14 protein-coding genes are annotated in these 13470 nt (G+C 59.8%); 13 read left to right on the top strand and 1 reads right to left on the bottom strand.

What is annotated here, in order from left to right; translation table 11 throughout:
* Nucleotides 1-758: ATP-binding protein (locus FT726_RS06405; RefSeq protein WP_346302571.1), on the top strand; the 758-nt coding region annotated here is incomplete at its 5' end.
* Here the strand turns inward: FT726_RS06405 and FT726_RS06400 are convergent.
* On the bottom strand, nt 745-1650 hold the full coding sequence (locus FT726_RS06400; protein ID WP_104188560.1) for a DMT family transporter: 906 nt from the start codon (nt 1648-1650) through the stop codon (nt 745-747). The genes FT726_RS06405 and FT726_RS06400 overlap by 14 nt on opposite strands.
* A gap of 95 nt (nt 1651-1745) precedes the next feature.
* Here FT726_RS06400 and FT726_RS06395 point away from each other — a divergent pair, with 95 nt between their 5' ends.
* The 12 genes from FT726_RS06395 (at nt 1746) to argT (ending at nt 13457) form a co-directional block, all read left to right on the top strand.
* Nucleotides 1746-2525, top strand: coding sequence for a helix-turn-helix domain-containing protein (locus tag FT726_RS06395; RefSeq protein ID WP_021509174.1), 780 nt, complete (start codon nt 1746-1748; stop codon nt 2523-2525).
* A gap of 57 nt (nt 2526-2582) precedes the next feature.
* Nucleotides 2583-3719 (top strand): 4-phosphoerythronate dehydrogenase PdxB, encoded by a 1137-nt coding sequence (pdxB, locus tag FT726_RS06390; RefSeq protein ID WP_282996323.1) that lies wholly within the window; start codon nt 2583-2585, stop codon nt 3717-3719.
* Nucleotides 3720-3796: 77 nt separating this feature from the next.
* Nucleotides 3797-4807: an aspartate-semialdehyde dehydrogenase gene (locus FT726_RS06385; RefSeq protein WP_058775824.1), complete on the top strand. Its 1011-nt coding sequence runs from the start codon at nt 3797-3799 to the stop codon at nt 4805-4807.
* Nucleotides 4807-5619, top strand: coding sequence for a tRNA pseudouridine(38-40) synthase TruA (truA, locus tag FT726_RS06380; RefSeq protein ID WP_125309518.1), 813 nt, complete (start codon nt 4807-4809; stop codon nt 5617-5619). Before FT726_RS06385 ends, truA begins: the two co-directional genes overlap by 1 nt.
* 27 nt (nt 5620-5646) lie before the next feature.
* Entirely contained in the window at nt 5647-6309 is a 663-nt protein-coding gene (locus FT726_RS06375; protein ID WP_010617492.1) for a DedA family protein, read from the top strand.
* A gap of 132 nt (nt 6310-6441) precedes the next feature.
* The gene (accD, locus tag FT726_RS06370; protein WP_021509178.1) at nt 6442-7350 is read left to right on the top strand and encodes an acetyl-CoA carboxylase, carboxyltransferase subunit beta; all 909 of its coding nucleotides are present in this window, start codon (nt 6442-6444) and stop codon (nt 7348-7350) included.
* 72 nt (nt 7351-7422) lie between these two features.
* Nucleotides 7423-8691: a bifunctional tetrahydrofolate synthase/dihydrofolate synthase gene (gene folC, locus FT726_RS06365; protein ID WP_152390623.1), complete on the top strand. Its 1269-nt coding sequence runs from the start codon at nt 7423-7425 to the stop codon at nt 8689-8691.
* Complete coding sequence (gene dedD / locus FT726_RS06360; RefSeq protein WP_058769894.1) at nt 8681-9430, top strand: cell division protein DedD; 750 nt, start codon at nt 8681-8683, stop codon at nt 9428-9430. Before folC ends, dedD begins: the two co-directional genes overlap by 11 nt.
* 250 nt (nt 9431-9680) lie before the next feature.
* On the top strand, nt 9681-10166 hold the full coding sequence (cvpA, locus tag FT726_RS06355; RefSeq protein WP_288422068.1) for a colicin V production protein: 486 nt from the start codon (nt 9681-9683) through the stop codon (nt 10164-10166).
* A gap of 33 nt (nt 10167-10199) precedes the next feature.
* Nucleotides 10200-11717, top strand: coding sequence for an amidophosphoribosyltransferase (purF, locus tag FT726_RS06350; protein ID WP_021509182.1), 1518 nt, complete (start codon nt 10200-10202; stop codon nt 11715-11717).
* Nucleotides 11718-11830: 113 nt separating this feature from the next.
* Nucleotides 11831-12400 carry a UbiX family flavin prenyltransferase gene (locus FT726_RS06345; protein ID WP_058769895.1) on the top strand — a complete coding sequence of 190 codons (570 nt, stop codon included), beginning with the start codon at nt 11831-11833 and terminating at the stop codon, nt 12398-12400.
* Nucleotides 12401-12674: 274 nt separating this feature from the next.
* Nucleotides 12675-13457 carry a lysine/arginine/ornithine ABC transporter substrate-binding protein ArgT gene (argT, locus tag FT726_RS06340; RefSeq protein WP_031280032.1) on the top strand — a complete coding sequence of 261 codons (783 nt, stop codon included), beginning with the start codon at nt 12675-12677 and terminating at the stop codon, nt 13455-13457.
* Nucleotides 13458-13470: the final 13 nt, after the last annotated feature.

The raw sequence follows: 13470 nt of genomic DNA, 5'->3' as shown, positions 1-13470 counted from the left end.
GTGCGCGGGGCGAACTGACGCCGCGGCCGTCGCTGCTGCCGTGGTCCGAACTGCAGCCGCTGTTCGTCGCCTTCAACCGCCATCTGGAGCGGCTGCGCGGGCTGCTGGCGCGGCAGGAGCGCTTTAGCGCCGATGTGTCGCACCAGCTGCGCACGCCGCTCACCATCCTGAAAACCCAGGTCGGCGTCGCGCTCAGCAGCGACGACCCGCAGCAGTGGCGCGAAAGCCTGCAGGGCATGCGCCACACGCTGGACGACACCGTTCAGCTCACCGATCGCCTGCTGCAGCTGGCGCAAATCAAGGCGCGCCATGGCGAAGACAAGCCTTTCAGTGAGGTTAACCTGAGCGACATCGTGCAGCAGGCCTGTTTTAGCGGTTATGCGGCGGCGCGGCGTAAACAGATCGACCTGGGGTTTGAAGAGCAGGCGGCGAGCCAGGTGCAGGGCGATGCGCTGTTGCTGGCCGAGCTGTGCGCCAATCTGCTGGACAACGCCATCAAATACACGCCACACGGCGGCACGGTGACCGCGCGGCTGCGGCAAAAGGTGCTGGAGATTGAAGACAGCGGGCCGGGCATCGCGGCGGATCAGCAGCGGCAGGCGCTGCAGCCGTTTGGCCGGCTCGATCACGCCAGCCAGCCCGGCGCGGGCATTGGACTGGCGCTGGTGCAGGATATCTGTGCCTGGCACGGCGCGCAGCTGCAGCTGGACCGCAGCCCGCAGCTGGGCGGACTGCGGGTGACGGTTAGCTTTCGCTGATCGGCGGAGCCATCGCGCGCGCTTTACGCAGCGGAGTTTTCAGCCGCTGCGCCAGGATCACCCCGACCAGCGTCAGACCGCCGCCAATCCAGTGGTAAGCATGCAACTGTTCGTGCAGGAACAGCACGGCAATAAGGGCGGTAAACACCGGCACTACATTCATGAAAATACTGGTGGTGCTGGCGCCGAGGCGCTGCACGCCAAGGATCCACAGGAACGGCGCCACAATCGAGGCAAACAGCCCGGCGAACAGCACCAGCGGAATATTGTCGGCGTTCAGCGCCACCTCCGGCGCGTGCCAGAAGCCGGGCAGCAGCAACAGCACGCCGAAGAAGATTTGCACATACAGGCTTTGCCACGTTGGCAGCGGGATTGCCCAGCGCTTCGTCAGTACGCCATACAGCGCGTAGGAGGTTGAGGCCGCCAGCATCATCAGCTCGCCGTTGCCGAGGCGCTGACTCAGCAGCTGTGCCGGGTTGCCGGCGCTCACCAGCCACACCAGCCCGGCAAACGACAACAGGCCGCCAATCAGAATGCCGCGCGTCGGCGCAAGGCGCAGTACCACCAGGCTGAGCAGGATGGTCAGCAGCGGAATGGTGGCGCCGAGAATCCCCATCATCACCGCCGAAACGCTGTGTGCCGCATAATAGGCGAGGCTCTGGTACAGCACCATGCCGAGCAGGCCCAGCACCAGCAAGCGCCACAGCTGGGTTTTGATGGTGTGACGATGGCGCCATACGCCCGGCAGGCAGAACGGCGTGAGTACCAGCAGCGCCAGCAACCAGCGGTAAAAAGAGATGGCAGCAGGATCGATGCTGCCGGCAGACAGCTTGCTGACGATGGTGTTGATCGACCAGATCAGCACCGCCACCAGCGGTAACAATAAGTTCATAGTACGGCTCCAAATGTAAATCGCGACTAGCTTACGTTTGACCGGTTTAAAGCAGATAGTTAAAATCGGACAAAATTCGTTAGTGACCGGACAGAATGAATCTTCAGGTTGAGTATCAGCCACCGCGCGACGCGCCGCTGCTGCGTTTTTTCATGCGCTATGAGCAAACCAACGCCAAAACTGAATACCTGCCGCACCAGCACGACTGGGGCCAGGCGATATTCGTCACCAGCCACGTGCTGGAGATGGAAGTGGAGGGCGAGCGGCTGCTGACGCCGGCCGAGATGCCGATCTGGATCCCGCCGGGGCAGCGCCACAGCAGCTACAACCACTGTCAGGCGCAGTTTCGCACCTTCAACCTTGCCGCGGATTTATGCGCCGGCATGCCGGAGAAAGCCTGCCTGCTGAGCGTGGACGCCATCGTGCACGCCATCATGAATGATTTTGCCCGCCGCGCGCTGGAGCAGCCGCAGAGCGACGCCGACTGGCGGCTGTGCGAAGTGCTGATTGATCGGCTGCGTCTTGCACCGGTGAACACCAGCTATCTGCCGATGTCCGACGATAAATTCCTCGCACCGATTCTGCGCGCGCTGGAAGAGAACCCGGGTGATAACACCACGCTGGCACAATGGGCGAAGCGCGTGTTTACCACCGAGCGTACGCTGGCGCGGCGCTGTCAGCAGCAGCTGCAGATGTCATTCAGCGAGTGGCGCCAGCGTTTACGCTTTTTGCGCGCGATTGCGCTGCTGGAGCAGGGCTGCAGCGTGCAGGGCATCGCCCACGAGCTGGGTTACAGTTCCGCCTCCGCGCTGATCGTGATGTTTCAGCAGCAGGCCGGCACCACGCCGGATCGCTATCGCAGTCGGTTAGGTTAATCCCCGGCTTTGTGCCATGATATGCCCCGTTTATTTCAAGCAGACAGGACCGCCGCCGTGAAAATTCTCGTCGATGAAAATATGCCCTACGCCCGTGAACTGTTCAGCCGCACCGGAGAGGTGGTGGCGGTGCCGGGCCGCCCGCTGCCGGCAGCCGAACTGCAGGATGCCAGCGCGCTGATGGTGCGCTCCGTCACCAAAGTGGATGCCGCGCTGCTGGCCGGCACGCCGGTGAAGTTTGTCGGCACCGCCACTGCCGGCACCGATCATGTCGATGATGCCTCGCTGGCGGCGGCCGGTATCGGCTTCTCGGCCGCGCCGGGCTGTAACGCGATTGCGGTGGTGGAATATGTGTTCTCCGCGCTGCTGCTGCTGGCCGAACGCGACGGCTTTGATCTGCGCGATCGCACCGTGGGCATCGTCGGCGTCGGTAACGTGGGCGGACGGCTGGCCAAACGCCTCGCCGCGTGGGGAGTAAAAACCCTGCTGTGCGATCCGCCGCGCGCCGATCGCGGCGATGACGAAGATTTCCACTCGCTCGACACGCTGGTGGCACAGGCCGATATCCTGACCTTTCATACGCCGCTGTTTAAAGACGGCCGCTACAAAAGCTGGCATCTGGCCGATGCTGCACTGCTGATGGCGCTGCGCCCCAACACCATCCTGATCAATGCCTGCCGGGGTCCGGTGGTGGATAACGCCGCGCTGCTGGAGGTGCTCCGGTTGCGTAACGATCTCAGCGTGGTGCTGGACGTGTGGGAACCGGAGCCGGATCTCAACCTCGATCTGCTGGACAAGGTCGATATCGCTACCGCGCATATCGCCGGTTATACCCTTGAAGGGAAAGCGCGCGGCACCACCCAGGTGTTTGAGGCGTGGAGCGAATTTATTGGTCAGCCGCAGCAGGTGGCGCTGGACACGCTGCTGCCGCGCCCCGAGTTTGGCACCCTTACGCTGCACGGCAAGCTCGATCAGCCGACGCTGAAACGCCTGGTGCATCTGGTGTATGATGTGCGCCGCGACGATGCGCCGCTGCGCAAAGTGGCCGCGCAGCCGGGCGAATTTGATCGCCTGCGCAAGCAGTATGTCGAGCGCCGCGAGTGGTCTTCGCTGCAGGTGATCTGTGATGAGGCGGAGAGCGCGGCGCTGCTCAATCAGCTTGGCTTCAGCGCCACGCTGCAGGCGAATCACTAATCTCTGATTTTTCTGAATTAATGGGCGATGCATGTCATCGCCTCTCTTTTTTATGTCATTGTCTGGAGTAAACCAACATGTCTGACGGCTGGAATATTGCGCTACTGGGCGCGACAGGCGCAGTAGGGAACGCTGTACTGGAACTGCTGGCGGAACGCCAGTTCCCGGTTGGTGAGTTATATCTGCTGGCGAGTGAAAACAGCGCCGGAGAGAGCGTGCGTTTTGATGGCCGCTCGCTGCGCGTGCAGGACGCGGCGGAATTTGACTGGTCGCAGGCGCAGCTGGCGTTCTTTACCGCCGGTCGCGAGGCGTCGGCGCGTTATGCCGAAGAAGCCGCCAGCCAGGGTTGCCTGGTAATCGACAGCAGCGACCTGTTCGCGCTGGAGCCGGACGTGCCGCTGGTGGTGCCGGATGTCAATCCACAGGTGCTGGCGGATTACCGCAATCGCAACATCATTACCGTGGCCGATGCGCTGGTGAGCCAGCTGTTAAGCGCCATCAAACCGCTGGTGGATACCGCCGGTTTAGGCCGTCTGCAGGTGACCAACCTGGTGTCGGTCTCCAGCCACGGTAAAGCAGCAGTAGACGGCCTGGCCGGTGAGAGCGCGCGGCTGCTGAACGGCGTACCGGCCGATGAGCACTATTTTGGCCGCCAGCTGGCGTTCAACCTGCTGCCGCAGCAGGCGGACAGTGCCGGCAGCGTGGCGAGCGAGCGCCGGCTGGTCGATCAGGTGCGTAAAGTGCTGCAGGACGAAGGATTACCGATTGCGGTAAGCAGCGTGCAGGCGCCGGTGTTCTACGGCAACGCGCAGATCGTCTATATCGAGAACCTGCGGCCGCTGTCGGCGGAGGAAGCGCGTGACGAACTGGCGCGCGCCGACGATATCAGCCTGAGCGACGACGGTGATTACCCGACGCCGGTCAGCGACGCCTCCGGCAGTGAAGCCCTGAGCATTGGCAGCGTGCGCAACGACTACGGCATCCCGGAGCTGCTGCAGTTCTGGTCGGTGGCCGACAACATCCGCTTCGGCGGCGCGCTGATGGCGGTGAAAACCGCAGAGAAGCTGGTGCAGGAGTATCTGTATTAATGCTGGAAGACGCGACCCCGTTTAAGCTGGCGCTCGGCATTGAATATGACGGCAGCCGTTACTACGGCTGGCAGCGCCAGAATGAAGTGCGCAGCGTGCAGGAAAAGCTGGAAAAAGCGCTGGCGAAAGTGGCCAATCACCCGGTGAGCGTGTTCTGCGCCGGGCGCACCGACGCGGGCGTGCACGGCACCGGCCAGGTGGTGCATTTTGAGACCACCTCCTCGCGTGCCGACAGCGCCTGGACGCTGGGCGTGAACGCCAACCTGCCGGACGATATTGCGGTGCGCTGGGTGAAAGCGGTGCCGGAAAGCTTTCACGCGCGCTTCAGCGCTACCGCGCGCCGTTATCGCTACGTGATCTACAACCAGCGGCTGCGCCCGGCAATTCTCGGCAACGGCATTACCCATTTTTACCATCCGCTGGATGCGGAAAAAATGCACCGCGCCGCCCAGGCTTTACTGGGTGAGAACGATTTTACCTCGTTCCGTGCAGTGCAGTGCCAGTCGCGCACGCCGTGGCGCAACGTGATGCATCTCAACGTCACGCGCCTGGGGCCGTACGTGATTGTCGATATCAAAGCCAACGCCTTTGTGCATCACATGGTGCGCAATATCGTCGGCAGTCTGCTGGAGATTGGCTGCGGCAATCAGCCGGAAACGTGGATGGCCACGCTGCTGGCAGCAAAAGATCGCACGCTGGCGGCGGCAACGGCGAAAGCCGAAGGGCTGTATCTGGTGGCGGTGGATTACCCTGCTCAGTTTGCGTTACCTCAGCCTGCGCTGGGACCGTTGTTCCTCGCGGATTCATTTTAATCGGAAAGTGTCAGGGAGTTAGCTGTTATGGAGTTTATCCACTTTATCGTCGATTTCATTCTGCACATTGACGTGCATCTGGCCGAGCTGGTGGCGCAGTACGGCATCTGGATTTACGCCATTTTGTTCCTGATTCTGTTCTGTGAAACCGGGCTGGTGGTTACGCCGTTCCTGCCGGGTGATTCGCTGCTGTTCGTCGCCGGTGCGCTGGCGGCGCTGCCGGGCAACGACCTCAACGTGCACCTGATGGTGACGCTGCTGGTGATTGCCGCGATCCTCGGCGACGCGGTTAACTACACCATTGGCCGGCTGTTTGGCGAAAAGCTGTTCAGTAACCCGAACTCGAAAATTTTCCGCCGCAGCTACCTCGACAAAACCCACGCGTTTTACGATCGCCACGGCGGCAAAACCATTATACTTGCGCGCTTTGTGCCAATCGTGCGAACCTTTGCCCCCTTTGTGGCGGGAATGGGACACATGTCTTATCGCCACTTCGCGCTCTTTAACGTGACAGGCGCGCTGCTGTGGGTCCTGCTATTCTCCTATGCCGGTTACCTGTTTGGTGACCTGCCGGTGGTGCAGGAAAACCTTAAGTTGCTGATTGTCGGCATCATCATTGTCTCGGTACTGCCAGGCGTGATTGAAGTGTGGCGTCACCGCCGCCAGGCGCGTCAGCACAAGTCGCAGTAAGCCTGTTACCAGATTTTTATCCACAGCGTGAACGGGTTGTGGTTTAATGAGCGACATTTACGGCCTGCTGAAGGTGATTTCAGCAGTAACGACAAGACTGGACCAGGTCAGCATTAAACAGAAAGGTCATCAATGAGCTGGATTGAACGCATACTGAATAAAAGCACTACCACGCCTTCGCGCAAAGCCAGCATCCCGGAAGGGGTGTGGACCAAATGCGATAGCTGTGGTCAGGTGCTGTACCGCGCCGAGCTGGAGCGCAACCTTGAAGTCTGCCCGAAGTGCGACCACCACATGCGTATGCACGCGCGCGAGCGTCTGCATAGCCTGATGGATGAAGGTTCGATGACAGAGCTGGGTAGCGAGCTGGAACCGAAAGACCTGCTCAAGTTCCGCGACTCGAAGAAGTACAAAGATCGTCTGGTTGCGGCACAGAAAGAGACCGGCGAGAAAGATGCGCTGGTGGTAATGAAAGGCCAGCTGCACGGTATGCCGGTGGTGGCTGCCGCGTTTGAGTTCTCCTTTATGGGCGGCTCAATGGGCTCGGTGGTCGGCGCCCGTTTCGTGCGTGCGGTTGAGCAGGCGCTGGAAGACAACTGCCCGCTGATCTGCTTCTCCGCCTCTGGTGGTGCGCGTATGCAGGAAGCGCTGCAGTCGCTGATGCAGATGGCGAAAACCAGTGCGGCGCTGGCAAAAATGCAGGAGCGCGGTCTGCCGTATATTTCGGTACTGACTGACCCGACCATGGGTGGCGTCTCCGCCAGCTTCGCGATGCTGGGCGATTTGAACGTCGCTGAGCCAAAAGCGCTGATCGGCTTTGCCGGCCCACGCGTGATTGAACAGACGGTACGTGAAAAGCTGCCGCCGGGCTTCCAGCGCAGTGAGTTCCTGATCGAAAAAGGCGCGATCGACATGATCATCCGTCGTCCGGAAATGCGCTTTAAGCTGGCCAGCCTGCTGGCGAAAATGATGAACCTGCCGGCACCGCTGCAGGATGGTGATCGCCCGACTGCGGCTGAGCCGGAGAGCAACGAAGCCTGACAGGCAACCGAAAGGCGCAGAGTGATGCGCCTTTTTATTCATGCACCACATCGTAAAGAGCTAACAGGGCACATGGACACTCTTCACCTCCCGCAAGCCACGTCGCCTCTGGCCACGTGGCTTCATTATCTTGAGCATCTGCATTCTCAGGCTATCGATCTGGGCCTGGACCGTATTCAGCGCGTCGCCGCACGCCTCGACCTGCTAAAACCCGCTCCGTTTGTCTTCACCGTCGCCGGCACCAACGGCAAAGGCACTACCTGCCGTACGCTGGAAACCCTGCTGATGGCCGCAGGCTATCGCGTTGGCGTCTACAGCTCGCCGCATCTGGTGCGTTACACCGAACGCGTGCGCGTGCAGGGCGCTGAGCTGGATGAAGCCCGGCACAGCGCCAGCTTTGCCGCCATTGAGGCCGGACGCGGCGATATTTCGCTCACCTACTTTGAGTTTGGCACGCTGTCCGCGCTCAATCTGTTCCGTGAAGCGCAGCTGGATGTCGTGATTCTGGAAGTGGGGCTGGGTGGCCGGCTGGATGCGACAAACATTGTCGACGCCGACGTGGCGGTGATCACCAGCATTGCGCTGGACCACACCGACTGGCTGGGGCCGGATCGCGCCAGCATCGGCCGCGAGAAGGCCGGCGTATTCCGCGGCGGTAAACCGGCGGTGGTCGGCGAGGCCGATATGCCCGACACCATTGCCCAGGTGGCCGCGGAGAAGGGTGCGCAGCTGTTACAAATTAACCGCGACTGGCAGTGGCAGCGCGAGGGCGACACTTGGACGCTGCAGGATGCCCAGGGTGAACTGCGCGATCTGCCGCTGCCCCAGGTGCCGCTCCCCAATGCGGCCACCGCCATTGCGGCGCTGCGCGCTTCCGGCCTGACGGTGAGCGAGACGCTGATTCGTCAGCATCTGCCGCTGGCGATTCTGCCGGGACGTTTCCAGACGGTCAGCACCGCGCCGCGCGTGATCCTTGATGTGGCACACAATCCGCATGCGGCTTATTATCTGGCTTCACGTCTCGCTGAGCTGCCGGCACACGGCACAGTGCATGCGGTGGTTGGCATGCTGCACGACAAGGATATCGCCGGGACGCTGGCCGCGCTGGCACCGCAGGTCAACCGCTGGTACTGCGCGCCGCTCGACGGCCCGCGCGGGGCGTCCGCTGATGAGCTGATGGCGCATCTGCAGGGCGGCAGCGCCTGGCAGAGCGTTGAAGCCGCGTGGCAGGCGGCGCGGCAGCAGGCTCAGCCCGACGATGTGATTCTGGTGTGCGGCTCGTTCCACACCGTAGCGCAGGTGATGCAATCGATGGCAGCGGAGAACGGCAGTGGCAAGTAAGTTTCAGAATCGTTTAGTGGGTACGGTGATTCTGGTGGCGATTGGCGTCATCGTGTTACCGGGTCTGCTGGACGGTAAGAAAAAGCATTATAAAGAGGAGTTCGCGGCGATTCCGCTGGTGCCAAAGCCTGACGATCAGCAGGACAGCGAAATGGTGCCGCCAGTGACGCAGCCGCTGCCGTCGCAGCCGCCGGAAGGTGCGAGCGCGGCGCAGCAGGCGCCCGCCAGCAGCGCAACGCAGAGCAGTGCCGCCAGCGGCAGCACGCAGCCAGCGCAAAACAGCCAGCCCAGCGTCGTGACGCCGCCGCCGGTGCACCAGCAGCAGAAACCGGCAGAGCAGGTGAAGCCGAAGCCGGTCGAGCAGCCGAAGCCTAAACCGGTGGAGCAGCCGAAACCGAAGCCGGCAGAACAACCGAAAGCGACAGAACAGCCAAAAACTACAGAGCAACCTAAAGCGGCGGAAACGCCGAAGCAGAGCGAACCGGCCGCGCCAGCAGGACAGGCGTATGTGGTACAGCTCGGCGCGCTGAAGAACGCCGCCAAAGTGAATGAGATCGTGGCACAGCTGCGGCTCTCCGGCTATCGCGCCTTTACCGTGCCGTCGACGCCGGTGCAGGGGCAGATCACCCGCATTTACGTCGGGCCGGATGCGTCCAAAGCGAAACTGCAGGGTGCCCTCGGCGAGCTGAAAGGCATCTCCGGCCTCGGCGGCGTTGTGAAGCCGTACAGCACACGCTGATCATCTGATAAGCCGCGCCGATATCAGAAACAGGCGCGGCTTTTGGCGTATTTTTTAGCGAAGCGTTACTGAAAATTTATGGAATATCAGCAGGTTAAATGGCTGATATCAACAAGGGCGAGGAAAGTTTTTTTCATCGCCCTTTTTCTCGGGACAGAACCGGAAAACCCTACGCAAACGTTTTCTTTTTCTGTTAGAATGCGCCCCGAACTGGATGCAGGGGTGCAAATGCACTGTACTGGAAGCGTTCATGATCTGGATTGATTACGTCATTATTGCGGTAGTTGGTTTTTCGGCTCTGGTCAGCCTGATTCGCGGGTTTGTCCGGGAAGCCTTATCTCTTGTTACCTGGGGATGCGCGTTTTTTGTCGCCAGTCATTACTACGCCTACCTTGCAGTCTGGTTTACAAGTTTTGACGACGAACTGGTTCGCAACGGCATCGCCATCGCGGTGTTATTCGTTGCCACCCTGATTGTGGGTGCCATCGTGAACTATGTGATCGGCTCGCTGGTTGAGAAAACCGGCTTGTCGGGAACCGACAGGGTGTTGGGGGTCTGTTTCGGGGCGTTGCGTGGCGTGCTGATTGTATCCGCCATTCTCTTCTTCCTTGATACATTCACCGGCTTTTCAAAAAGTCCGGACTGGCAACAGTCTCAACTCATTCCCCAGTTCAGTTACATCATCAGGTGGTTTTTCGATTACCTGAAAAGCACGTCGAGTTTTTTACCCCGGTAACACCGGGAGTGCGGCTAATGAGGAAATGACAACATGTGCGGTATTGTTGGTATCACCGGTTTTATGCCAGTAAACCAGTCGATCTATGACGCGTTAACGGTGCTGCAGCACCGCGGGCAGGATGCCGCCGGCATTTGTACCATCGATGCGCTGAACTGCTTCCGTCTGCGTAAGGCCAATGGCCTGGTCAGCGACGTGTTTGAAGCGCGCCACATGCAGCGTTTGCAGGGAAATATGGGTATCGGCCACGTGCGTTATCCGACTGCCGGCAGCTCCAGCGCCTCTGAAGCGCAGCCCTTCTACGTGAACTCGCCGTACGGCATCACGCTGGCTCACAACGGTAACCTGACCAACGCCCATGAACTGCGCAAGCAGCTGTTCGAAGTCGGTCGCCGTCATGTGAATACCACCTCAGATTCCGAAATCTTGCTCAACATCTTTGCTCAGGAGCTGGATCGTTTTCAGCACTATCCGCTGGAGGCTGACAACATTTTTGCTGCCGTGGCGGCGGTGCATCAGCAGGTGCGCGGCGCTTACGCCGTGGTGGCGATGATTATCGGTCACGGCATGGTTGCGTTCCGCGATCCTAACGGTATCCGTCCGCTGGTACTGGGCAAGCGTGAGCTGGCCGATGGCCGCACCGAATACATGGTGGCCTCAGAGAGCGTGGCGCTGGATACGCTCGGCTTCGAATTTATTCGTGACGTTGCGCCAGGCGAAGCGGTGTACATCACCGAGCAGGGTCAGCTCTCGACGCGCCAGTGCGCAGAGAACCCGAAAAGCAATCCGTGCCTGTTCGAGTACGTTTACTTTGCGCGTCCGGACTCGTTCCTCGACAAGATCTCCGTCTACAGCGCACGCGTGCGCATGGGCACCAAGCTGGGCGAGAAAATTGCCCGCGAGTGGGAAGATCTCGATATTGACGTGGTGATCCCGATTCCGGAAACCTCGACCGATACCGCGCTCGAGATCGCCCGTATTCTTGATAAGCCGTACCGCCAGGGTTTTGTGAAAAACCGCTACGTGGGCCGTACCTTTATCATGCCGGGCCAGCAGCTGCGCCGCAGTGCGGTACGCCGTAAGCTCAACGCCAACCGCGCTGAGTTCCGCGATAAAAACGTGCTGCTGGTGGATGACTCGATTGTGCGCGGCACCACCTCTGAGCAGATTATCGAGATGGCGCGTGAAGCTGGCGCGAAGCGCGTCTATCTGGCGTCAGCGGCACCGGAAATTCGCTTCCCTAACGTCTACGGCATCGATATGCCGAGCGCTACCGAGCTGATTGCGCACGGCCGTGAAGTGGAAGAGATTCGTCAGCTGATTAAAGCCGATGCGCTGATTTTCCAGGATCTGCAGGATCTGATCGACGCGGTGCGTGAAGAGAACCCGGATATTGCCCAGTTCGAATGCTCGGTGTTTAACGGTATCTACGTCACCAAAGACGTTGACCTGCAGTATCTGGAATATCTGCAGTCGCTGCGTAACGACGATGCCAAAGCGATTGCGCGTCAGAACGAAGTGGAGAACCTGGAACTGCATAACGAAGGTTAAGGTCAGTCTCAGGCAGACGAAACAGGGCGGGCGCAATCCCGCCCTGTTTGTTTTTGTATTTATGGCGGCGGAGCGGCTATTATTGGCGCACTCTTTTGCAGCAAGGCTGAATTATGAAACGACTCATCATTGGTATTTCCGGCGCCAGCGGCGCGATCTACGGCGTGCGTATGCTGCAGGTGCTGCAACCGTTAGCCGAAGTGGAAACCCATCTGGTGATGAGCCCGGCGGCGCGGCAGACGCTGGCGCTGGAGACCGATTACAGCCTGCGTGACGTGCAGGCGCTGGCCGATGTGGTGCACGATGTGCGCGATATCGCCGCCAGCATCTCGTCCGGCTCGTTCAAAACGCTGGGTATGGCCATTCTGCCGTGTTCCATGAAGACCCTGTCCGGCATTGTGCACAGCTATAGCGACAGTCTGCTGACGCGCGCCGCCGACGTGGTGCTGAAAGAGCAGCGCCGGCTGGTGCTGTGCGTGCGGGAAACCCCGCTGCATCTCGGTCATCTGCGCATGATGACCACCGCTGCCGAACTCGGCGCGCTGATTATGCCGCCGGTGCCGGCGTTTTATCACCGCCCGCAGCGCATCGACGATTTGATTGATCAGACGGTCAACCGCGTGCTGGATCAGTTTGATATCGAGCTGCCGGAAGATCTGTTTACCCGCTGGCAGGGTGCATGATGGTGCAATAATGCACTGAATGCGTGCAAAAGCGCGGGGCCGATCACTGTTCGTGCATCTTGTGCACCAAAAGTTAACAATCTCACTTTTTCTTCCTCACACCGCTGTTATATTTCCCTCACAAACTAAGTGCTTGCGTCCCAGATGGACGCGGTATTTAGTGCGCCTGCGCACAGTTTCGCCGATTTGCACAACTGGCATGAAACCTGCAAAACATTCAGCGCAAACACATCACGCACCACATAACAATAAGCACTTCACTTGAGGGTTACCTATGAAAAAGCGAGTTCTGGCTCTTTCTCTGATGCTGGCTATGTCCGGCGCTGCGAGCGTGTTCGCGGCGGTACCGCAGTCGCTGCGCATCGGGACCGATCCAACTTACCCGCCGTTTGAGTCCAAGAACGCGCAGGGCCAGCTGGTTGGCTTTGATATCGACCTGGCCAACGAGATCTGTAAGCGTATCAAGACCAAATGTACTTATGTGGAAAGTGATTTCGATGCGCTGATCCCGTCGCTGAAAGCGAAGAAGATCGACGCCATCATCTCTTCACTCTCGATCACCGAGAAACGTCAGGAAGAGATCGCCTTCTCGGAAAAACTGTATGCAGCGAACGCGCGTTTAGTGGCGCCGAAGGGGTCTAAACTGCAGCCGACCATTGAGTCGCTGAAGGGCAAGAACATCGGCCTGCTGCAGGGCACCACGCAGGAAACCTACGCCAATGAATACTGGCGTCCAAAAGGGGTGACCGTCACGCCGTATGCCAACCAGGATCTGGTGTATCAGGACCTGAACGCTGGTCGTATTGACGCGGCGTTCCAGGATGAAGTGCAGGCGAGCGAAGGCTTCCTTAAGCAGCCGGTCGGGAAAAACTACGCGTTCGCCGGTCCGGCGGTGAAAGATGACAAAATCTTTGGCGTCGGCACCGGTATGGGCCTGCGTAAAGATGACGCCGATCTGAAAGCTGCCATTGACAAAGCCTTTAACGACATGCGCAAAGACGGTACCTACGACAAGATTGCGAAGAAGTACTTTGATTTCAACGTTTACGGCGATTAAGACTCCTGTTCCT

Origin of the sequence: Pantoea sp. Morm (assembly GCF_016643525.1) — a bacterium.
In the GTDB taxonomy this organism is placed as follows: domain Bacteria; phylum Pseudomonadota; class Gammaproteobacteria; order Enterobacterales; family Enterobacteriaceae; genus Pantoea; species Pantoea dispersa.
Note: the sequence above shows the minus strand (reverse complement) of the source record. Positions and strands in the feature narration are given on the sequence as shown.

What these genes read in the sequence shown, in the direction of transcription:
- cvpA (WP_288422068.1), top strand. Translation starts at nt 9,681, where the DNA reads ATGATCTGGATTGATTACGTCATTATTGCGGTAGTTGGTTTTTCGGCT.
- purF (WP_021509182.1), top strand. Translation starts at nt 10,200, where the DNA reads ATGTGCGGTATTGTTGGTATCACCGGTTTTATGCCAGTAAACCAGTCG.
- truA (WP_125309518.1), top strand. Translation starts at nt 4,807, where the DNA reads ATGCTGGAAGACGCGACCCCGTTTAAGCTGGCGCTCGGCATTGAATAT.
- accD (WP_021509178.1), top strand. Translation starts at nt 6,442, where the DNA reads ATGAGCTGGATTGAACGCATACTGAATAAAAGCACTACCACGCCTTCG.
- FT726_RS06385 (WP_058775824.1), top strand. Translation starts at nt 3,797, where the DNA reads ATGTCTGACGGCTGGAATATTGCGCTACTGGGCGCGACAGGCGCAGTA.
- FT726_RS06395 (WP_021509174.1), top strand. Translation starts at nt 1,746, where the DNA reads ATGAATCTTCAGGTTGAGTATCAGCCACCGCGCGACGCGCCGCTGCTG.
- FT726_RS06345 (WP_058769895.1), top strand. Translation starts at nt 11,831, where the DNA reads ATGAAACGACTCATCATTGGTATTTCCGGCGCCAGCGGCGCGATCTAC.
- FT726_RS06400 (WP_104188560.1), bottom strand. Translation starts at nt 1,650, where the DNA reads ATGAACTTATTGTTACCGCTGGTGGCGGTGCTGATCTGGTCGATCAAC.
- folC (WP_152390623.1), top strand. Translation starts at nt 7,423, where the DNA reads ATGGACACTCTTCACCTCCCGCAAGCCACGTCGCCTCTGGCCACGTGG.
- argT (WP_031280032.1), top strand. Translation starts at nt 12,675, where the DNA reads ATGAAAAAGCGAGTTCTGGCTCTTTCTCTGATGCTGGCTATGTCCGGC.
- FT726_RS06375 (WP_010617492.1), top strand. Translation starts at nt 5,647, where the DNA reads ATGGAGTTTATCCACTTTATCGTCGATTTCATTCTGCACATTGACGTG.